This is a genomic window from Nostoc sp. UHCC 0302 (assembly GCF_038096175.1).
GTDB lineage: Bacteria > Cyanobacteriota > Cyanobacteriia > Cyanobacteriales > Nostocaceae > UHCC-0302.
On sequence record NZ_CP151099.1, the window covers coordinates 2698625 to 2719140 of the forward strand.

General features: G+C 39.6%; 17 protein-coding genes. 7 read left to right on the top strand and 10 right to left on the bottom strand.

Annotation, left to right across the window (positions count from 1 at the left end; all coding sequences use genetic code 11):
- Positions 1 to 129 precede the first annotated feature (129 nt).
- On the bottom strand, positions 130 to 4593 hold the full coding sequence (locus tag WKK05_RS11190; RefSeq protein WP_341529795.1) for an AAA family ATPase: 4464 nt from the start codon (positions 4591 to 4593) through the stop codon (positions 130 to 132).
- 642 nt (positions 4594 to 5235) lie between these two features.
- Entirely contained in the window at positions 5236 to 5892 is a 657-nt protein-coding gene (locus WKK05_RS11195; protein ID WP_341529796.1) for a gamma-glutamylcyclotransferase, read from the bottom strand.
- Between the two features lie 849 nt (positions 5893 to 6741).
- Between WKK05_RS11195 and WKK05_RS11200 the strand changes: the two genes are divergently transcribed.
- Complete coding sequence (locus WKK05_RS11200; RefSeq protein ID WP_341529797.1) at positions 6742 to 7461, top strand: DUF4082 domain-containing protein; 720 nt, start codon at positions 6742 to 6744, stop codon at positions 7459 to 7461.
- A gap of 476 nt (positions 7462 to 7937) precedes the next feature.
- Here the strand turns inward: WKK05_RS11200 and WKK05_RS11205 are convergent, their stop codons facing one another.
- Complete coding sequence (locus tag WKK05_RS11205; RefSeq protein ID WP_341529798.1) at positions 7938 to 8549, bottom strand: DUF411 domain-containing protein; 612 nt, start codon at positions 8547 to 8549, stop codon at positions 7938 to 7940.
- A gap of 265 nt (positions 8550 to 8814) precedes the next feature.
- Between WKK05_RS11205 and WKK05_RS11210 the strand changes: the two genes are divergently transcribed.
- The gene (locus WKK05_RS11210) at positions 8815 to 9432 is read left to right on the top strand and encodes a hypothetical protein (protein ID WP_341529799.1); all 618 of its coding nucleotides are present in this window, start codon (positions 8815 to 8817) and stop codon (positions 9430 to 9432) included.
- Positions 9433 to 10009: 577 nt separating this feature from the next.
- Here WKK05_RS11210 and WKK05_RS11215 read toward each other — a convergent pair.
- On the bottom strand, positions 10010 to 10903 hold the full coding sequence (locus WKK05_RS11215) for a class I SAM-dependent methyltransferase (protein WP_341529800.1): 894 nt from the start codon (positions 10901 to 10903) through the stop codon (positions 10010 to 10012).
- A 526-nt stretch (positions 10904 to 11429) separates the two neighbouring features.
- On the bottom strand, positions 11430 to 11660 hold the full coding sequence (locus WKK05_RS11220; protein ID WP_341529801.1) for a hypothetical protein: 231 nt from the start codon (positions 11658 to 11660) through the stop codon (positions 11430 to 11432).
- Positions 11661 to 12610: 950 nt separating this feature from the next.
- Here WKK05_RS11220 and WKK05_RS11225 point away from each other — a divergent pair.
- Positions 12611 to 13159, top strand: coding sequence for a hypothetical protein (locus WKK05_RS11225; RefSeq protein WP_341529802.1), 549 nt, complete (start codon positions 12611 to 12613; stop codon positions 13157 to 13159).
- A gap of 122 nt (positions 13160 to 13281) precedes the next feature.
- Here WKK05_RS11225 and WKK05_RS11230 read toward each other — a convergent pair whose 3' ends face one another.
- The gene (locus WKK05_RS11230) at positions 13282 to 14022 is read right to left on the bottom strand and encodes a class I SAM-dependent methyltransferase (RefSeq protein WP_341529803.1); all 741 of its coding nucleotides are present in this window, start codon (positions 14020 to 14022) and stop codon (positions 13282 to 13284) included.
- A 223-nt stretch (positions 14023 to 14245) separates the two neighbouring features.
- On the opposite strand from WKK05_RS11230, the gene bchI reads away from it, so the two are divergent.
- Together bchI and WKK05_RS11240 are read left to right on the top strand one after the other, a co-directional pair.
- Positions 14246 to 15370: a magnesium chelatase ATPase subunit I gene (gene bchI, locus WKK05_RS11235; RefSeq protein WP_341529804.1), complete on the top strand. Its 1125-nt coding sequence runs from the start codon at positions 14246 to 14248 to the stop codon at positions 15368 to 15370.
- A 110-nt stretch (positions 15371 to 15480) separates the two neighbouring features.
- Positions 15481 to 15777: a hypothetical protein gene (locus WKK05_RS11240; RefSeq protein WP_341529805.1), complete on the top strand. Its 297-nt coding sequence runs from the start codon at positions 15481 to 15483 to the stop codon at positions 15775 to 15777.
- Positions 15778 to 15916: 139 nt separating this feature from the next.
- On the opposite strand, the gene WKK05_RS11245 is transcribed toward WKK05_RS11240, so the two are convergent.
- Complete coding sequence (locus WKK05_RS11245) at positions 15917 to 17005, bottom strand: nucleotidyltransferase domain-containing protein (RefSeq protein WP_341529806.1); 1089 nt, start codon at positions 17003 to 17005, stop codon at positions 15917 to 15919.
- A 294-nt stretch (positions 17006 to 17299) separates the two neighbouring features.
- Positions 17300 to 17533, bottom strand: coding sequence for a hypothetical protein (locus tag WKK05_RS11250; protein WP_341529807.1), 234 nt, complete (start codon positions 17531 to 17533; stop codon positions 17300 to 17302).
- Position 17534: 1 nt separating this feature from the next.
- On the opposite strand from WKK05_RS11250, the gene WKK05_RS11255 reads away from it, so the two are divergent.
- Together WKK05_RS11255 and WKK05_RS11260 are read left to right on the top strand one after the other, a co-directional pair.
- Positions 17535 to 17990: a DUF1392 family protein gene (locus WKK05_RS11255; RefSeq protein ID WP_341529808.1), complete on the top strand. Its 456-nt coding sequence runs from the start codon at positions 17535 to 17537 to the stop codon at positions 17988 to 17990.
- 380 nt (positions 17991 to 18370) lie between these two features.
- Positions 18371 to 18526 (top strand): hypothetical protein, encoded by a 156-nt coding sequence (locus WKK05_RS11260; protein ID WP_341529809.1) that lies wholly within the window; start codon positions 18371 to 18373, stop codon positions 18524 to 18526.
- 32 nt (positions 18527 to 18558) lie between these two features.
- On the opposite strand, the gene WKK05_RS11265 is transcribed toward WKK05_RS11260, so the two are convergent.
- Together WKK05_RS11265 and WKK05_RS11270 are read right to left on the bottom strand one after the other, a co-directional pair.
- Positions 18559 to 19299: a dienelactone hydrolase family protein gene (locus WKK05_RS11265; RefSeq protein WP_341529810.1), complete on the bottom strand. Its 741-nt coding sequence runs from the start codon at positions 19297 to 19299 to the stop codon at positions 18559 to 18561.
- 478 nt (positions 19300 to 19777) lie between these two features.
- Positions 19778 to 20110, bottom strand: coding sequence for a universal stress protein (locus WKK05_RS11270; protein WP_341529811.1), 333 nt, complete (start codon positions 20108 to 20110; stop codon positions 19778 to 19780).
- Positions 20111 to 20516: the final 406 nt, after the last annotated feature.

The following is a 20516-nucleotide window of genomic DNA, read 5'->3' on the forward strand; positions in this document are numbered from 1 at the left end:
TAGGAGTTAATTTTTATGCCTCTAAATTATCACTAACTATCTCAAAGCCTTATAATTACGTATTTACGAAGATATCAAAGTTTTGCCCCAAAGCTTTGAACAGTCTGGCTTTGGAATTTTCGGACAAGTCTAATGTCCTTGATTAATAATTGGCATACACAACACACTCTGGGGTTGTGTTCTGTGCATATATTCCCCCATCACACCAGGAATATCTGTTTGACAATTGTCTATAACAATTGTTTTTTGGGTATTTTTGACGTACTGGATAATTTTTACAGGAATTTCTTGACAATTCTCTAGTAACTGTGGAGTGAGGATAGTTTGTATTTCCTGATGATCTATAGAGGTAATTGCTCGGACTTGCCAAATATTATCTTGAGGAAGAATTAGTACAGATTTTTTCGCGCCAGAGTTTTCTAGAATAATCCGCGTGAGGTTGGTGATGAATATATCTAATTCCAGAGAACTAGAAATAGCTTGAGCGGTTTTGAGGAGAGAGGCAAAATCTAGGGCATCGGAAATATAAATGCTGTCGGTATTAGAAGTGCAAGTGGATGAATAAGTCCCACAAAAGGCAATAGTTTCTAGGGTTTTAAGGTTGAGTCGTTGCTGTTGCAGGACGGGTTGAAGTAATTGAGGGTAGCGTTTTTCTAAGTCATTAGTTTTGGCTTTTGCTCCCCAACGGGCGTAGCAGTAGTATGCTTCTTGCATATATGCTTGGGCAACTTTCTCTTTGCCCCAGTCGAGATAAAACTTGGCAGCAAGTTCGTTTGCTAATGCCTCATTCTGAATGTAGCCGTTGGCTTTGGCTAAAGCGATCGCGCGATCGTAGTATTCAATTGCTTCTAACTTGTTGCCTGAGATATGACATCGTACTGCTTCTACCAGATCATATTTGTGTTGATAATTAATTGGCGCAGCATTGGCATAGATTCTCAGTTTTTTTTGATTTTCCTCAACCTGCCAGAGCAGTTTCTCTTGCTGCGGGGGATCAACCGTGGGATAAAGAGCCAAACAAATCAATGAGTCGTAATAGTAGTAAACCAAAGCAGAAGGCATCCCCATACCTGCTTTGAGGTATTTTGCTCCTTGGTCTGCATCCTGAATAGCAGTAGAAAAATGCCCAAATGAGTAATTAAGTATCAACTTACTCAGATAAAACAGATGGAGTGCCAGTTCATCATTTTCTTTGAGAAGCGCCGATAAGCGCTGTTGTTCGTCACCAGCATCACGACCAAGACAGCTTGGGTTTTCGCTAAACTCAGTGAAATTTTTAATAGAGCAACTAATGATATGCGCCCAAGTTAAAAAATTTTGACTTGTAGCAAATCTCGATTGATAAATTTCTATCTCTTTTAACAAGTTTTCTAAATCCTCTGCTCCACTTAAATAGGTGTAAAGTAACCTGAACGAAGTGGAGACAAGGGCATGAACCGAATCCCCCGTTTCTAATCCAACTTTATAAGACTCTTTCAATAAATCGATTGCCTGTCGAATACTTTGTTGATTCGATTGATTAAATGCAGCGACTTTAAACTGAACCATGCTCTGGACAGATTTATCGGAAAATTTATCCATTATTCTGAGTGCTAACTGTCCAAATTCATAGCCCTCTTCTAACTTATTCAACACTGTGCTGACAACAATGCCAAAATCTGCATACCCCGGTGCAGAGAAGGGCGAATTCCCATATTTAAGCGATAAATTGACTTCTTCACAGGCAATGATTGGAAAGAGATGGGGAGCTGCCTGATGGATGGATGGGACAAGGCTAGTCATAATCCGCAAAGCAGCTACAGCCTTCGCTTCCTGCATCAGTGGTAAATTTACTAAGTCTTTGATTGCGCGACTCAGTAGAGATGCCAGCGTGTTTTCTACCTGCTGCTGAATATCTAAAAGGGTGACGGACTCAGGAAGAATTACTCCCAGCTTCTGAAGGATTTCTCGCCCGATTGTAATCGCCTGAAGTTGTTGATTTTGTACCTGATAAGCTTGGAGTTTAACTTCATACACTTTTATTTGCTTAAGCAAGGTACTGGCTTTTTGCAACACAACTTGAATCAGAGATTCCATCTGCTCAAAATCACAATTGAGCAATGCAACTTCTGCCGCTTCCTCGTATAAGCTGTGCATCAGATCAGCATCAACATCCCAACCACTTGCCGTTAACAACTGCATCCCATAATCGAGGTAATGCAATGCTGCGCTGTAGGCGGTTGATTCTTTCGCTTTGCGACCCGCCTTCAGGTTTAATTGAGCATACTGCCGACGCTGAGCAAGTGAAGTCATGAGCGAAATGCCACAATTTAACTGATTGACAATCTTAAAAATTCGCTCGTCTTGTTGCATTTCATCGGTATTGTGTAATAGCAGTTGTCCTATTGTTAGATGAGTAAGTTGTTTGTGTTCATCTGGAATCAGCGAGTAAGCTGCTTGTTGAATGCGATCATGTAAAAATTTATATGTGACGGTTTGAGAAATTTCTTGAGTAACTGCTTGACTTTCTTGCTCGACATAAAATTTATAAATATTACCAGTAGGCAGAATCAACCCTTCTTGTAAGGCTTTCCACAAACTAGCTGCTGTTTCTATCTCTGAGTTTTCCGAAATAATAGCCAAAGTTCCTAAATCAAACTGGTTCCCAATACAAGCAGCTAACTGCAATACGTGTTGAGTTGATGTCGGCAGTCTTTGCAATTGAAATGCCATAAAACTAATAACATTATCTGTAAGTGCTTGCTGAGTCACTTGTGTAATGTCACATTCCCAACTCCCTGATTCAAAGTTAAATTGAATAAGCTTATCTTGATGCAATGCTTTGAGAAACTGAGTCGCGAAAAATGGATTACCTTGAGTTTTCTGAGATACCAACTGAGAAAGATTCCATGCTAAATTCTCTGTACATTTCAGGGTATCAGCAACTAATTGATTTATTTGTATTTGACTCAGTGGTGCTAAAGTAATCGTATTAATTTTTGCTTGTGTTTTTGCGATTTCACTCAAAGTCAACATTAAGGGATGTGTTGCGTTGACGATATGCTGTGTTTGACAGGTTCCCTGCCTTGTTCGCGTAGCGTCTTTGTTAGGAGAAGTAAGTGCTGTTTCGTTATCACGATACGCACCAATTAAAAAAAGATGCTCTGTATTAGCCATCAATAACTGTATTAACTTTAGTGAGGCTGAATCTGCCCATTGCAAATCATCTAGAAACATCACTAATGGATGTGTGGCAGTGTTAAAGACTTGAGTAAACTTTTGAAATAATAAATTAAATCTATTTTGGGCAGCCGTTCCTGACAATTCTGGTGCTGGTGGCTGTTGACCAATAATTCTTGATAATTCTGGGATAACTTCAATAATTACTTGTCCATTTTCTCCCACAGCATTTAATATTTTCCTCTTCCATTGTTGGATATTAATATCATTTTCTGTAAGCAATTGCCCAATTAAATCTCGGAATGCTTGTACAAATGCACCTAAAGGAATATTACGTTGGAATTGGTCATATTTGCCTTGAATAAAATAGCCATGTTGGCGCACAATCTGTTTGTAAACTTCATTGACAATTGCTGTTTTACCAATGCCAGAGAAACCAGCCAGCAATATCATTTCTGTTGCGCCCAGACTAACCCGTTCAAAGGCTTCGAGTAGGGTTTTTACTTCGGTTTCTCGTCCATAAAGTTTGTCTGGGATAATAAAGCGATCGCACAGATCCCTTTGAGCAATTTGAAAGTTCTCTACTTTACCAGTAGACTGAAGTTGACTTAAACAATTTTCTAAATCAAATTTTAGCCCAAATGCGCTCTGATAGCGGTCTTCGGCATTTTTAGCCATCAATTTCATCACAATATCAGAAATCGAATTAGGAATTTTAAATTGCTCTAAAGGAGGGGGTTGTTTTGCAATATGAGAATGCACTAACTCCATCGGGTCATTTGATTGAAAAGGTAACTGACCCGTAAGTAATTCGTAGAATGTCACACCTAAAGAATAAAAATCAGTCCGGTAGTCAATCCCCCGATTCATTCTTCCTGTTTGCTCTGGGGAAATATAAGCTAGTGTCCCTTCTAATACATTAAAATTGATCAGGGTTTGCGTTTCCCGTGGAAGTAGAGATGCAATACTAAAGTCAATTAATTTAACTTGTTTTGTTTCGGGATTAATTAAAATATTACTAGGTTTAATATCTTTATGAATGATCCGTTCCCGATAGAGTATATCTAACGTATTACACAGAGCGATCGCTATTTGTAAAAACTCTTGTAAAGATTCGATGTATCGCATCTGTCTACAAGCAAAATAATCTTTGAGAGAAATCCCAAAATCTTCCATCACCAACACATATCCGTTTTGATACGCTTCCAGGCTATAGGTTTGGATAATCAGGGATGAGTTGAGATTTTTGGCAATAGTATACTGATTGCGAAACTGCACCAGGTCATTTAAGGTGGGATATGGATTTTTTAGCAGTTTGATCACTACAGGTAATGAGTCAGTTTCTCGATCCCCACGATAAACTAGGGTTCTCGAACCATTGTAGATTTCTTCGTTTACGTGGTATCCGGGAATATTGACAAAAGCGCTGACCATACTGCTAAATTTTGGTGATTTCTGACTTTATTGTTCCCACATCTGTAACGCTAGTTTGCTGTCAGGTAGTAAACATTATTGTGGCTTAACTTTAGATTTACAATTTCCAGATTTCTTGTAAGCAAACTCACAGTAAGGACAGAAGTGAAATTTCAGATAAATAATTGATTCATTACAGTTAGCGCAATTATTACATAACCCAGTTCCGTGCAGAAAATACAACTTAGATGTCTGCAACAAGCCGCTAAAAGCATCTACGCAGCAAGAACCCAATGTCTTCAACTGAAGTACCAGGAATCTAGACATCTGATGCTTTTATAGTTGCACCACGGACAACTGCATCAAGGTACTCAGATGGAATTTCACATTAATACAGCAGAATTCAGGTGGCCGCCGAGCGTAGCCGAGGTGAGTCAGAATTCAGTAGTCAGAATAGGCTACGCCCCGCTATGCTAACAGAAAGGAAAAAGGCTTTATACCTGACTTTACTTCGACTCCTTTCGGCTTCTCTACGAGACCAGAGGCGTAGCTTGCTTCCCCGTAGGAGTACGCTCAAGGCAAGCCGCTCAGTAACCATGAGACCTATATCGTGTACTTCATCAACTTGAAATCTGCTGTAATTTAATTAATATTAATTAATTGTTAATCCTGTCTGGCCAATACCTGCTTAGAAAGCCAAAGCAATTGCTTGTCTGTTATTCCAACTTGCATCAATCCGTTGATAGTTTGCATGAGGTAATCAGCACAAGAACCAAGCTCTCCAGATGCCGTCGCAATGCTGTTAATCGTTGTTTCTAATGAAATTTTACCCGCATAAGCACGATGCTGGCGGTTGATGACAAAGGTAATCGCTGGCAATTGTTCAATACCGTCAAACACTCTCACCCAATGAGGGATATAAGAACCGACTACCATTTCGCGTCGCCAAAGCAGTGGTAGTTCCGACGATACATCAGCAGCAGCTATTCGGTAGGCAATACCTCGACAACTACCACCACTATCTAGACCTAATACTAATCCTCGATTTTCTGGTGTACCGCGACCTTGAGGAACCCACAGGCAAAAACGGCGGTGCCAGCCGTAAATTTTACCAATCCGCTGTTCTGCAAATTTAAAGATAGGATTCCAAACAAGCGAACCATATGCAAACAACCAAACGTCAGAATTTGGCTTTTGTTGCCGAAGAGTTTGGTGGAGTGATTCTTGTAACTGAGCTTCACTTAATATTACGCCACTGCCAGACTGTAGAATAGTCTGCTGCAAGCGTCTTGATTCGAGATCAGAACGTGTTAGTGACAAGATGTTTTTTTACTGTACTCAACCCATAATCATCATACTCAAATTAGGTCTGCAATTAAATTTTTGTTGGGACAAATCAGCAATAAAATAATTGCCTGTTAAGGTAACGAACTACCAGTTAGTCTTTATCCGCAGATGGTACTTATCCCACTGGTACAGCGAAATGGGAAAAAGAAAATCCACTACAACTTAATTCGCATACACCAAATTTACCGCTAGAGAATATTATATATATCTAGAAAACCGCTTCACAATATTGATTAAGAATAGCCAATAAACGGCACATCAGTTACTTAAAGAAGCTCAAGTGGATGTGAAAAAACGTTAGTAAATGCATCAATATATAGCTGCAATAAATTCTTAAAAATAAGAGTAAGAATGATGGATTTAACTATAACTTATCTAGGAATGAGATTGCGATCGCCTTTTTTTCTTTGTATCTTCTATGTCTAAGGGCATTGACAACAGCTAGCACATGGAGTCGGTGCAGTAGTGGTAATACATTCATTATTTGAGCAATAATTCCATCTATAAGGTTATGAAATCCACCATCACCTCACTCAAGGAACTGAAAGTTTTTCTCAAACTTTAACTTATTTACCTGATTTAATCAACTTTTTAGTAGGACTATAAACTTCCAGCAGATTGCTGGTTTATACAATAACAGTAGTTTGTAAATCTAGTATTTTAGATGTTGACATTGACCAATGTACAGCAAACTCGGCATAATACTCTAATCATTTACTGTCCACAGCTTCACATAACCAATTATTAAACATTGTATTTCAAAACAAGTGGTAGTCTGGTGACAGTGCTGAGACCAAAGTTCCTTTTATCATCAAAAACTCAATGCAATCTACCAAGCAGTACAATGTGCATCGCGCTGCGATGCACATTGTGGGTGTTATCCTACTAACTGGATCTTTTTCTGCCTACTCAGATTTACAGCCAGTATTAGCAGATATCCCAACTTACTCTTACTCCTTATGGCCTTATTTACCAGATTTAGGTAACTCATTTGACCCTGATACTGAACCCGTAGAACTGGGGGTCAAGTTCCGCAGCGATGTCGATGGACAAGTGACTGCAATCCGTTTTTATCGCAGTGTACCAATTGATAGTGGTTATAAAGTTAATGTTTGGAGTGCAACAGGTGAGCTACTAGGTAGTGGCGTAGCGATTGAGGGACAGGGGCCAACTCCAGGGTGGCAAACCGTCATAGTCTATCCTCCAGCTGCTATCAAAGCAGGAGAAATTTACACTGCTTCTTACTATGCAAGTAAAGGCAATTATTTAGTCAAAGATAACTTCTGGACTGATGTTAATGTCGAGAACGGGCCACTCCACATCCTACGTCAAGGCGTGTATAGCAGTGATGGTATCTTCTTAAGACCATGCGCTCAAGTCACAGACAGCAATTGCGAGCGCAATGGTGTATTTAAATATGGGTTAGAAGGTGGTTTTCCTACAGAGGGTTATTTAGCTAGTAATTACTGGATTGACATAGTATTTAAGACTCAAGTTCCTCCTCCATACTTCCCTTACAAAGGATTGATTCCTGGTAACTGAACGGGAGCATTTGCACGCAGCGATCGCACCTTGCATACTCTAATGATCTCTGCGCCTTCTGCTTGAGGGTTATCACACGATTTGTCACAGTGGTAGTTATGATGTTGGCTTATTCGGATCATAGAAAGTATTTCCCGAACGCATAAGCTTTTTCTATATCCACAAAAATTTAGATAACTCCTGGGCTATCATTGCATTGATTTCACTTTGTCTGCAAAGCACAGCGATCGCATGAGTGCACTGCGCTTGGCACAATCGCTTGACTAGCTTTAAAAGCTGTAGTGCTTATTCTACACAGCTTAGAGCTGATTAAGCGTGCCATTCGGCTTTAGATGATTGATACAGCATTTGACATCGTTCTACAACTGACTAGAAGTTTAGAAAAGTTATATCTGTGTAGGATGTCTTGATATAACCACATGATCAAGCATTGGCATTGGTAGAGGATATAGATTGCAGCTACAGCAATTGCGATATCAAGAGGACTGATATTCATTGAATACTGCAACTCTACCTTTGCGATCAAAAGAAAACACGGTAAACGGGTCTTTTTGATTTCCGATCTCCATCCCAGGAGTACCTACAGGCATTTGCGGAACAGATAAGCCAGCAACATTTGGTTTTTCTTGAAGTAGACGTTTAATATCCTCTGCTGGTACGTGTCCTTCAATAACATATCCATTCACAATTGCTGTGTGGCAAGATGTTAGGTTATCTGGCACGTTGTACTTCTGTTTGACTGCTTCAACGTCAGGTGTTGAAAAGTCTTTAATTTCAAAACCCTTTGCCTTTAAATGATCAATCCAGCCACCACAACAATTACAATCGGGGCTGCGATACACACTAGCAACTGGTGCTGTTGCTTTTAATACTGGCTGTTGATTTTGAATGTGCCTACTGCTATTTACTAGTTGAGTATTGACTGCAACCTGAGCATTGCTTATTGGAGCGGTGCTTCCCAAGATACCCAACACCCCAATTGTTAGACAAATTGTAACCACTACTCTAACAGTGACACGTACCATGCTGGGACGTAACCATTTTTGCCACCAATAAACAAGTTTTTTCTGTGAGATTTGAGATTTCATAAGCCCTGTAAACGCTTAGCGGAGGCGATCGCCCTTAAAATCTATCTAACAACTGCATTGTGGCACAAGCCACAATCAGCATGATTTTTCTTAATTAAACTATATTAATTATTGCAGTTTGATTATTTTAGTTTATCGTTTTGACAAAAAAGAGTATTTGATTTTACTACTCAGGATGAATATCTTGAAAGTAGAGATAAATGTTTCGCACTAAAAAGCAAATTTTCCTACAGAAAAAATGCTTTTATTGCAAAGGAGAAAGTAAATGAAACCTTTGAAAATTGTTCTAGTTGTCTTACTATTTTTGATAAATTTGGGGTTCGCTCAACCTTCATGGGCAGATAGAATTTCTGAAGACAGCCCAGAATATCCTCAAGTTGTTCAAACTCTTAATAGTCTTTTAACAGCAACAAATAATCCTGAGCAAGCTGGATATACGGCAGAAGAATTGCAGCAGAAAATTGCTGCTCTTCAATTACAAAAACAGACAATGGAGAATTCCGAAGATTGGGCGATTTGCCGCAATGAGACAGGAAAGAAGCTGGCTATATACGCTCGTAAACCTGAAAACTCCACTCAGAACAGTCTCTACTATCTAGGACAAGGAGAAAGTACAGACGAAGATTGGGATTGTGATGCTATATATCTGCCCAATGGGAGCAAAATAGCAGGGCTAAACCAACCGATAGAAGAACCAGCAGTTTTAAAGATTGTGGATGGTACTCATCTTGTTGCTAGAACTAATCCAACCACTCAGGAAATGGAGTTTAACGTTCCCCCTGCGTTATTTGAAGTACTAAAGGCTGGACAAGTAAATTGGCAAATTCCTAATTTAGCTCAAGCAGATATTGACATTCAAACTCCTAATGCTCCTACTGATTGAGAGTAATATACAGCAGAATTCAGAAGGCAAACAGGCTTCCTAGCTGACTTTGAGACCTACAGCGGTTTGCAACTAAGTGAGGTACAGAATCAAGAACTCACAAATCAAATTATTCTTCTCTCTCCTGCCTCAAAAGCAGTGACTTTGTACTTCAGCTTCCTTAAACTCTGCTGTATTTAAAAAACATCTATCTCAGATATCAGTAACAGTATCAATCAAAATATTGATGACTTCGGCAATATCCCTGCTTACATTAATCTAGGGTGAAACCTTAATTTTTCGTTGGCTGAAACGTCAAAAATTCGTTAATTTTTACAAGACTGATAAAAGAGAGATATAGTGATTCTCATTTGAATGAGGTACATAGATAGAGGCGCACAGATGTGCGCCCTTACGAGTGTCTATGTTCATCTACAAGAAGAGAGGACAATAAGGCTTATCCTATCTGCATCCTAGCCTTTTTTGTCCCTCCACAAGAGTTTGTAGCTTTGGAAGCCTTTCAGCTATTGGTTCTCCAAAAGTGACAAAACAGGGTTATTTTCCTCTTTTATTTCCTCTATAAAATTACTGATGTGCGTTAAACCTCCTTGAAAGAGGTGTTAAGTACAGCAATAATGCTACAACAATAATAAAGGTGCATTCCCTGCTCCCGATTGGACGGAATTCTTGCAGAGCAGTACGAAGCATCAGTCCGAATCGGATCAATAATTGTCAAACCAGCTTCGGAGTAGAGCTGCCGCACTCTTGAATATTCAACTGCTACACTGCTTTCAGGGAACTGTTCTGTTTTTGTTCGGTAATCGCCGTGGTCATATTTCCAATATCTGGCAGCATCTCCACCACCTAATGTCAATTGAGCCGAATCCTTGTTATAGAGTAACCAAGTAGCAACAAAGCGACCATTAGTCTTCATTACGCGCGCTACTTGCTTGAGATAATTTTGAGAACCTAAAGTATCCATATGGGTAAATATCGAACCAGCATAGATAAATTCAAAAGATGACTCTTCGTATGGAAATACATATTCATCGACTGGGTATCGGCTTTCCGGAGTCCAACTAGTTTTCACATCACAAACTCTAAATGAAAAGTTTGGGTTCTTAGATGATATGTGGTTCTGGCACCACTTAATGTGTTCTGCTGCCACTGCAATATCGAAGCCCTCATAGCGTCCCTCAGAGTTTAGAAACCGAGACAGTTGGATGGCAATCCTTCCGATTCCACATGCAATGTCCAGGAAATGATCAGAGGGCTTCAGTCCGGCTAATTCTACAAAGAATTCAAGCTGATCTCGCCCAGTCTCCTCAAAATCAAACCACAGAGGAGATATCCAGTTTCTAAGGTGACTTGGTGGTCTGTCTGGATTGAGAATATCTGATATTGCTTCAATCCCTCTCTGTAAACGGCGTTTGATCCCTGTTTGTAAGCGACTGCGGAACTGAACTGAGAATATTTGAGTAGCACCAATCATAGTTTATATTTCCTAATTTTGTAACTGTTTTGAAAACCTATGCGTTTGTGGCAGAGTAAGTCAACAATTTTACATATGTTTAGTTACTCAAAATATTTAATACAATCCCTTTAACTCAGTTCTCATTACAGTATTCAATAAACATTATTTATGTTAGTGAAATATTTACCGTTTTTCCTCAGATTTACAGCAGATTGCAAGTTAGTGAAGTACAAAAATACCCCTCCCTAACCCTCCCCTTTCCAAGGGGAGGGAACTAGATTGGCAATTTCCCCCCTTTAGAAGGGGGGTAAAGGATGTACTCCATTTAGATACAAAACGCTGTATTTTAACTGTTAGTTAATTGCAGATCAAAATAATCATCACACTAAAACCTGATATATATGACTTTCCAAAGCTCATATAAAAACTCATATAAAAACTCATATAAAACTTGATTTAAAATAAGATTAAGAGCAATTGCCCTTCACCAAGTGCCAAAGTCAATTGCGAAAATCTCATAGCATGACCTTTTTTGAATTAAAAATTAAGAAGTAAAGTAAAATCCTCTCCATACCACTAGAGAGGTTACTAATACAACTAGCAATTCCACCATCTGTTCGAGAGCAGCAGAAATTTGTGATCTTCCTCGATCGCTTGAAAGAAAAACACTTGAGGAGTGACAATAAACTAAAGCGATCGCATCTAAATAGAAAAGCCAGGAGCGCACCCCTGGCCCTAATAGGAGTAAATTATGGCAATATCCTTGGGGGGACAATGCCAGATGAATATTGCCAGAACTCCATAGACACGAGACAACATAGGTTTGTTCATGCCCATATAAAGCTGGCTATATTCTTGAGAAATAATACCAGATGAATATCACAATAATTAATAGATATGCAACAATCCCTGTAATCTCTATCAGGGCTAACAATTGTGGATAATATCTATAAATAAAGGGAACAAAGCTGACTTTGCTATTTATACCTCGCCTGTTAATTATCTATGAAAGCTTTGTCAATTAGCCTTTGACTGAATTAGAGATTTAAGAAATCAGTTGAAACCGTGAGTGTCTAACAACACTCTTTTTAAGGGATAAGTAGGTGTTAATCCTGCGTAGGGGGTATTGCTAACTGCTCTTGAATATCAGTTTTAAAATGAATGGTGAATCTAAATAATTTAATATTGATTCAATTGTTAGAAATGTTGCACTGCAACGTTTCTAAAATGGTCTATATTATTTAGATTGAATGCTTAAGAACGCGATTTGAAAAGCAAATTCGAGGATTTGCTTGGTGGGGCGATCGCCTAATCGCAGCTTGCCTGTTAATCCTGTTACGGCTTGAGTGTATTTACAGTGCTTAAGGATACGCTTACACTTAGCAAAAAATCTTCCTCAAGGCAGAGCCTATCAGTATTAACTTCTGTAGATGAAATCAGAATAAAATCCCTATAATAAATTTCATAAATTTGCGCTAATATAATGTTACATAAAAAGCCTTTAGCTTATGATCTAACTGGAGACAAAATGCTAATATCTTATTTGAAAAATTATGCTTCTCTATTTAACCAGTTTCTCCATCCAACGGATGGTTTTAGCTTAAATTGACAAGTAATAAAGTATAAAAAAACTCATTATAGTAAAAATACACGGTTAATAAATTGGCGGTTAAAATACAAAGGCTTATTCTCAATCTGGCTTAGTTCATTAAAACAGAGGTGTTGATGAAATCTACAGAAAGACTACCTAAACCACCAAAACAATCTCAGCTACAATCGCACGACGAAAGTCCAAAATCTGACTCTACTATTGTTGGCGATAATATTGTTAGCGATGAGTCTCAATCTCAAGCCTCAACTGAGCATCAGTCTGACCCCGCCCCTATTAGTAATGAGACGATTTCAGCACGCCCAGTTGAGCCACAGCAGCCCACTAGACCTAATAATCAAGAGTTGGAGCAAAAGCCAAAAATTAGGCTACAACAATCAAATGAACGTCACTCTGACTATAAAGAATCACCGCCCGACCATTTTCAGCACATTAAGTTTTTAGATTGTGACAAACCAGTGAACCGTATTTTATTTGAGTGCTGGCACTGTAAACAGGGAATAATAAGTGAGTACACTGGTGAGCCTGCGATGGGTGAATTCAAGGGACGCCCATCAGTAATTCTGGTTAAAGTTAAATGCCCCGCTTGTGAGCAAACTGCTATCAGACTGAGTGCAAAGAAAGTAATTTCGACAACAGCAATTCCTTCACCTTGGGGTTTGTAATAACCGAAGTTTTTTGATGCATCGCCTTTGAAGTTCTGAGCGCCTAAAGTCGGCGCTCATCCCGCTACCAAATCAATAGATTGTGGCGGGAGACTTAACGCCAAGCTAGTTAAATTTTTATCCTAAAACCGCACCTTGTACAAGTCAAATAATTCTCCAGATTGCCGCCCAATTACTTTAGCACCAGCAGCTTTAATTATTTTTTCCCACTCAGCTAGAGGTTCTAAAAACACCTCAGCACCTAAATAGGTTTCTAAAACTGCCCAATCCTCCGCTAAAGGCTGTTCTGGATTGAGAATGTCAAACACAAACAGACCATCTGGTTTCAACACTCGTTTGACCTCTGTTAACACAGCAGCCCAATATTCAAGTGGAAAATAGCAGCTAAATCCTGTGGCGATCGCTAAATCAAATTGCTCATTAGAGTAGTTTAAGTGGTGAGCTGGGCCTAACTCGACACCTTTAAACAATTTTGAGTTCAGCTGCGAACCACGAGAATTGAGAGTATCCCGTGCGAAATTACTCACTTCTTGCCCATAAAAAAATGCTTGCCAATCTCGCCAAGGATAGATTAAAAAGCTGACACCGCAGCCAATGTCCAAACAATGCTGATTCTTTTGAGGTTGAGCAATTTCCCAGAAAGGAGAAGCAATTTTTGCTGCTAATATGCCAGCAACCCACTCCCGATATATTGGCATCGCTTGTACTTCTGCTGGGAGTTCAAAAGTTTGATTTTGATACTGTTGATTAAAGCGATATGCTACTTGTGCAACTCTTTCCTGCCATTTGTCTGAAAGATAGTTATTGCTTGTGTACGGATTGTTTGAGGCAAATGGACGGCTTTGGAACGGCTTTTTAGACATTAGGTCTGTACTGCTCCTGAAGAACTTCGTCAAGTTATAGTGTAGACAAAGTATTGATGAAGTCGTGGAGCATTGGGGAGCTAGTTCCATGCGGGGGTTTTCCCCATTGAGGAAACTGGCGTCATTGGTTCAGTAGTTATTCTCCTTCTCTCTCACTCTCCCCTGCCCCCACCTGTGTCACAATAAAGAACTGTAATAAGAAAAATATTGTTAAGGTAATTTAGTGAGTCCAACTGCTCAATCTACGGCAAGTGCGCGTCGCGTGGTATTTCCTTTTACGGCAATTGTAGGCCAGGAAGAAATGAAACTGGCGTTATTGTTGAACGTGATTGATCCCAAAATCGGTGGTGTCATGATTATGGGCGATCGCGGCACTGGTAAATCCACAACTATCCGGGCGCTGGCGGATCTACTGCCAGAAATCTCCGTGGTTGCCAATGACCCGTTCAACAGTGACCCCAGCGACCCTGACTTGATGAGCGATGAAGTCCGCCAGCAGTTAGAACAAGGGGCGGAAATTCCCGTAGCTCACAAAAAAGTCCAAATGGTAGACTTACCACTGGGAGCCACAGAAGACCGAGTTTGCGGCACTATCGACATCGAAAAAGCTTTATCTGAGGGTGTCAAAGCCTTTGAACCCGGACTGCTAGCCAAGGCTAACCGAGGTATTCTCTACGTCGATGAAGTCAACTTGCTAGATGACCACCTTGTAGACGTACTACTCGACTCTGCCGCTAGTGGATGGAACACCGTAGAACGGGAAGGCATTTCCATTCGTCACCCGGCTCGTTTCGTGCTTGTAGGCTCTGGAAACCCAGAAGAAGGCGAACTCCGTCCCCAACTCCTAGACCGTTTTGGGATGCACGCAGAAATTCACACAGTAAAAGAACCTGCTTTGCGCGTGCAAATCGTTGAACAACGGGCAGAATTTGACCAAAATCCCCCGACATTTCTCGAAAAGTACAAACCCCAGCAAGAAGCACTGCAACAGCAAATTGTCAATGCTCAACAGCTTTTACCAGAAGTTAAAATTGAGTATGATTTTCGGGTGAAAATTTCTGAAGTCTGTTCAGAACTAGATGTAGATGGTTTACGGGGTGATATTGTTAGCAACCGCGCCGCCAAAGCCTTAACAGCATTTGAAGGACGCACTGAAGTTACAGTTGATGACATCCGCCGTGTAATTACCTTATGTCTACGTCACAGACTGCGGAAAGACCCCTTAGAATCGATTGATACAGGCTACAAAGTCTCAAAAGCTTTTAGTCGTGTCTTTGGTATTGAACTACCAGAAGATAATACTGCACAGAAAAATGGCACAGGTCAAAAGTTAGGAGCAAGGAGTTAGACGAGCAGGGGAGCAGGGGGCAGGGGAGAATAATTAATGACTCTTAACTTCTAATTCTTGACTCTTGACTCCTAACTCAGCACTTACTACTCAGCACTAAGCACTCAAATATGAGAATTTGGCATTTTTGGTTCAACACCTTTGTTTTATCTAGCCAATACAACCCGCCTCGGTTTGTAGAATTGTTGATGCTATTGCTAGCGATCGCTATGCTGGCAATAGCTAGTTTTTTGCCAGACAGACCATATTTAATTTTAGGTTTGAGCTTAGTAGTTGGAGCATCTATTTCCATTTTAGTGCGGGAAGCGATCGCCCCCTCACCACAGACGCAAGTCACTAAATTAACAGCATTACTATTGCTCTTCATCAGCATCTATGGGTTTGCTGACTTAATATATACCCTTTAGTTATTTGTCATTTGTACTGAGCGACTCGTGCCGAGCATCTCGACTTCGCTCGATGGAGCCGGAGCCGAGGTAAGTCGTTGGCGCAGCCTCTCGTAGAGAAGTATTTGTCATTTGTTATTGACTAATGCCCCATTCCCAATTACCACCCTTGCATTTCTACCAATTCCATAGACAAATTATTAATTTCCTCCAAATCAGGTTTGTGAGGTAGAGTAGATTGTTCGTAAACAGTTTCCATTTCGGCAACTAAATCCTCTGCCATTTTCATCACTTGTTCATAAGAATATTCACCCTTGAGGATGGCTTTTAAATCTTCAACATCACCAGCTGTCCTCCTATCTACAATCACTTCTCCTTGCCGCAATATTTCTAACCCACTGCGTAGCAATCTAATGCAGTGCATTCCATGTTTCAAGTCATAACCCGACTTTCTTTCCATTTCTGCCCTAGCCGGATTCCTGTTTGCTTGCCAAGATAAGTAAGCCTTCCACTCTCTTAAAGCGATTTGATAGTTCTGACTTTTCTGAAGCAGGCGAATAAAATCTTTACGGCTATTAGTTAAGTTTTGGGTATATTCCAAACTTTCATCGGGTAAAGTGTATTGTTTCAATACTCCTTTAAAATCAATATCAGCTGTTAGCAATTGGTATAATTGCTCAGCTTCTTCTAAAAACTCAATCCTGCCTCTGATTAAAATATAAAGGTATTCTAGAAAAGCGTTTAACTCATCTTTGCTCAGTGGTACTTCATCTTCTATAGCGAAATCAGATGGAATTGGTTTCTTTTGCGGTGGTTTTAACAACCACCTACGATGAGTTTCCATTTTTTTGATTTGGGCAAACGCATAACCAGTATAAGTGTGCTTTACCTTTTTGCTCAGAAATAGTTGTCTATGGTTAACTAAATGTTGTCCTACTGGAGTTAAAACAGGATAGTTATTTAGCCAAAGCAATTCCAAAATATTAGGATTCGCTCCTGCTAATAACTGGAGAATTTTTCTTAATTCATATATAACGGTGTCTTTGTTCCCATCTATGAATGGAAAAATTCCAGGTTCATCCCAACCAGTATCTTTTTGCTCTATATGATCAAATCCCAAGTAGTATTTCTTGGGTGCAATAAAAACTCCCCGATAATCAAAATCTGAGCCAGGGCGATTTAAACCATAGCCGTGGCTACCTGCCAAACCAACTAAAATAGTTCTTTGTTCAACTTCTATTCTTTTCATATCAATTAATTAAAATATAGCCATTCTATCTAAACTAATGTGATCTGTCAGTGAACGGCATTCATTATTGTTAGTGTTAGACTCTCTCACATTATCTTTAAATTTATTTTTCGTGTTTTCACGACTGACATGAGGATTATAACTCAACTATTCTGAGTGCAAAGAAATACATTTTTTGTTTAACTCTCCCACTGCTAGCTCCCCGCTGCACTCGCTCAACATCCCCTGAAAATAGTGATAGCAGTCCAAGATAATTTGCCCGACTTTTGTGTTGCAATCCAAGAATTGCATATGCTAACAGCGTTCTAGCCCAGATTCGGGCGCAGGGCGCGCTTCCTCTCCTTGGGTTAATTCTGCCGTTAAGTCATAGTTTAGATGGGCTAGAGATATACGGGTGATGCTGCTTAAAACCAGAGTTTGATATGCTACTGCCAAAGTCTTGGTTATGACGAGGTTAAGAGTTGGAATTACCTTCCGGATATCACTGTAGTAATCAAGTGTATGTATAAAAAGAGAGCTGCACTTCATTATGATTAACCAGATTACCGCTTTGGAATCCTGTTGGCATTCTTCTTCACCCTGGGGTCAGTCTATGCCTCCGCTAGCAGTTCAAATGCAGGAAAAAGTTTTCTTGCCAAACTTAAATCTATCAGGCTACTGCTGTGGCGTTCAGTGGTCAATAAAGCAGTGGATTTATGCAATCGTCTTCAATGACGTAACGCTCTACTTGTCTAGTGAAGAATTTCATCCAACAAATGTACTTGAAAACCTCACTATTCTTACTCCAGCTTTTTGGTTAGGCGATGTAGTTGAGGTTAACTTCAGCGAACAACCTCAACGCCGAATTATACAAGGAGTTTTTAGCCTGAAAAACAATTGGCTTTACGGTGTCGAGTGGCGTTCTCCAATTTTAGAAGAAACGGCGCTTTCAGAAACCCAATTTGTATGGCTAACTGATGCTGACTTAGCCAAACTACAGACATAGGTGTCTTTAACTTGTACTACCCTGCCAAAATTAAGAGCGATCGCCTGTGATCATGAAATGATAGTCAGTTACTCTTACAGCAGAATTCAGAATACATTCGTCATAATTAGGAAGAAAAATAGGCTTTATACATGACTTTGAGGCCTATATTGTGTACTTCATCAACTTGAAATCTGCTGTAACAAACCTGTGTTTCACTGAGTAAATTAGCCAAGTTTATTAATCCTTGCGATCGCCTCTGGCATTCTCCTTTGAAAAGCAATTATTATGCGAGTTTTTGTCAGCTAAATATTAATGATAGGGTGAAGTGATCACACAACACAATCAATCAGACAAAAACTTGTTTTTTGGATCTTTATATAGATATATATAGAGTCCATTTGACATCTTTTACTGTATCGAAGTACATTGACGCAACAGCCTTATTCAGCAGCTATGCCGTACTCGTTTTGGCGATCGCGTTGCCGTTTTCGCTTTCCTTAACCTTTATTGGCATGGACTTGGGCTTTTTCATGACTCTACCCACACCTGAGTAAAATTTAGCTCTGAATTCTGCTGTATTTATTTCTCAGCTAGCAAATATACGTTCCAAAAACGCGGTTATTTCAGCCCAAGCCAAGGTAGTAGCAGCCGAATCGTAGCGATAACCGTCATCGCGCATGAAAGTATGCTCTGCCTCATAAAGGAAAACTTTATTCGTTACACTCGCATTATCCAAAGCTTTAATTATGGTTTTTCGATCATGTTCTGGTATATGTGGGTCGAGTGTACCGAATACTAATAGCATCTCGCCTTTGATTTCACTCACCCGATGAATTGTATCAGCTACCCCTTGTCCCAACTTGCCACTGGGAATACCAGTCGGGTAGCAACAGACAGAAGCCTTAATTTCGCTCATGAAAGCGGCTCGGAAAGCCAAGTGTCCACCAATACAAAAACCTAGAGTGCCTATTTTGCCTGGAGAAACCAAACTTTCTGCTTGAAGAAATTCAACTACAGCACGACAATCTGCATCATAATCAGCGATCGCTGTTCGACGAGCATCATCATTGCCCCGCATCCGACCTAAATCGTCTGGTTCGATAACTAGACCAATTGGCTCAATGCGATGATAAATTTCTGGTGCTGCCACTACATAGCCATATCCTGCTAAATAGTTAGCTAAACGAATCATTGGATCACCTAGCTGATATATATCACTGTAAAATACAATACCTGGGTAAAGCCCTACTGTTTTGGGAGCTGCTACATAGACGCGCATCAAACTGTCATCTACTCTTAACTCAACATTGCGTTTAGTGATTTGCACTTTTTATCTCCGTGTCACGCCTATATTCGTTAACTTGTGAACAGGGGGCTTAGAATTTAGAGCAGTTTACTAGCTTGCTTAAAAGGACGCATCCTTTCATTATTTACCTTTCTCGCAGAACTGAGAAGTAAGCTGAGAACAATTTAATCAATTGCCCAACTTACACCTACTATCAACAAGCAAAATGCTCAATGAATGTAATTTTGATAAAACGATTCAGACGAACCATATAATAACTATTTTGATGTTTCCAAGGCCAGCAATACAAACGCTAGGGACAATAAAAGTATCTTGACCTTCACGATACCAATTCTTAGTTACTATTAATTAAATAGATAGCCGCTAAAAATCAGAGTAAATACAGATATTAAAAAGCGACCATTATTTTATTTATGGTGCTTCATTAGACTGTCAATTTTACCGTTAATTTATACTTTTAAGTATTAGCAGTAACTTTTGTACTTATATTTGAAAAAAACTACCTAAAGAGCAAAGCAGGAATGTAGCTGCTGCTTAGCATTGGGGTTGTAGTACTGCCAATAATTAAGTGCCGAATGCGGCTGTGTCCGTAGGCTCGCATAATTAGTAAATTGATATCTTGCTTTTCTACGTAGTTAGCTGTAATCCTTTCTGGTTCGCCATGTATTATCTGACAAATTGGCGCAAAGCTAGGTGTACATGCTTTTATTTGGGCAGTTTGCAGGTGAGCAATTGCTGCGTCATCCATCTGTTTCTTTGCTACAGTGAGCAGATGAAGTTCCATATCTTTAAAAGCAGTGAGTCCGCCAAAAACTACAAAGCTTTCTGGCAACTCTTACCACCATCATTAAGCCAGCAGTATTTTACCTATTGGCTGAAACTTACGTGATGTCACTAAGCTACGAAACAATCTCCCTTCACGAGAAATTACTACAACAGAACGCAACTTGGTATAGGGCATGGGACAGGTTTTGCATAGCAGAACCAGGGTGAGGTTTTCTGAGCTTACTTAAATAAACCATAAATTAGACTTGTGTGTACATCGTAGAGGATTATAGGCAATTTTTATATAACACCTTAAGGATTGCTATATCTTGCTACATTAAATTCTTTCTCAAGCCGATTATCCTCTCATAAACTGTAACTATTACGAAGGAAAATAATGATATACATTGATATTTTCTATGGTAAATCAAATTTAATGAATCATAAATCTTACTGATGATTACCTTTAGAAA

Bases quoted from the DNA above. Each gene is read 5' to 3' on its own strand.
- WKK05_RS11255 (WP_341529808.1), top strand. From the start codon at position 17,535: ATGATTAACCAGATTACCGCTTTGGAATCCTGTTGGCATTCTTCTTCA.
- WKK05_RS11210 (WP_341529799.1), top strand. From the start codon at position 8,815: ATGAAACCTTTGAAAATTGTTCTAGTTGTCTTACTATTTTTGATAAAT.
- WKK05_RS11245 (WP_341529806.1), bottom strand. From the start codon at position 17,005: ATGAAAAGAATAGAAGTTGAACAAAGAACTATTTTAGTTGGTTTGGCA.
- WKK05_RS11205 (WP_341529798.1), bottom strand. From the start codon at position 8,549: ATGAAATCTCAAATCTCACAGAAAAAACTTGTTTATTGGTGGCAAAAA.
- WKK05_RS11250 (WP_341529807.1), bottom strand. From the start codon at position 17,533: ATGAAGTGCAGCTCTCTTTTTATACATACACTTGATTACTACAGTGAT.
- WKK05_RS11215 (WP_341529800.1), bottom strand. From the start codon at position 10,903: ATGATTGGTGCTACTCAAATATTCTCAGTTCAGTTCCGCAGTCGCTTA.
- WKK05_RS11225 (WP_341529802.1), top strand. From the start codon at position 12,611: ATGAAATCTACAGAAAGACTACCTAAACCACCAAAACAATCTCAGCTA.
- WKK05_RS11240 (WP_341529805.1), top strand. From the start codon at position 15,481: ATGAGAATTTGGCATTTTTGGTTCAACACCTTTGTTTTATCTAGCCAA.
- WKK05_RS11200 (WP_341529797.1), top strand. From the start codon at position 6,742: ATGCAATCTACCAAGCAGTACAATGTGCATCGCGCTGCGATGCACATT.
- WKK05_RS11230 (WP_341529803.1), bottom strand. From the start codon at position 14,022: ATGTCTAAAAAGCCGTTCCAAAGCCGTCCATTTGCCTCAAACAATCCG.
- WKK05_RS11190 (WP_341529795.1), bottom strand. From the start codon at position 4,593: ATGGTCAGCGCTTTTGTCAATATTCCCGGATACCACGTAAACGAAGAA.